This window comes from Massilia glaciei, assembly GCF_003011895.2.
In the GTDB taxonomy this organism is placed as follows: domain Bacteria; phylum Pseudomonadota; class Gammaproteobacteria; order Burkholderiales; family Burkholderiaceae_D; genus Telluria_A; species Telluria_A glaciei.
Map to the genome: position 1 here is coordinate 1 of NZ_PXWF02000013.1, position 364 is coordinate 364.

Here is a 364-nt window from a genome sequence, read left to right on the forward strand (position 1 = left end):
GACCTGCGTCTTAAGAATGTCAGGATAGAACTCTTCCCAATTCGTTCCCCAAATTGAGTTATTCGGCGACGCAACTGGCTCCTCCCGCACCTGTCGCTCGAAAATATCTGCGAAACGGTCAAAGGCTTCTGCCTCACGACGCCAGGCGGTGTAACTCGTCTTCCGCTTTAAATACCAAAAAATCATCCTCCGGTCGTCTTGCGTCATTAGGCCCTCAGACCAACTAAGATTGAGAATTCCAAATATGCTCATGCTGTCTGCCTTTAGTTGTTACTCTTCTATTTAGCAGCTCAAAAAAACCCCGACGAGTCGCAACCAGTGTCTTCCGAAACAGCGCTTGTTCAATTGCTCACGCATACCCACG

At 48.6% G+C, this 364-nt stretch carries 1 protein-coding gene; it reads right to left on the reverse strand.

What is annotated here, in order from left to right; all coding sequences use genetic code 11:
- Positions 1 to 207 (reverse strand): Imm71 family immunity protein (locus C7C56_RS00620; RefSeq protein ID WP_229457810.1); only part of this gene is annotated, 207 nt, incomplete at its 3' end.
- Between the last annotated feature and the right edge of the window lie 157 nt (positions 208 to 364).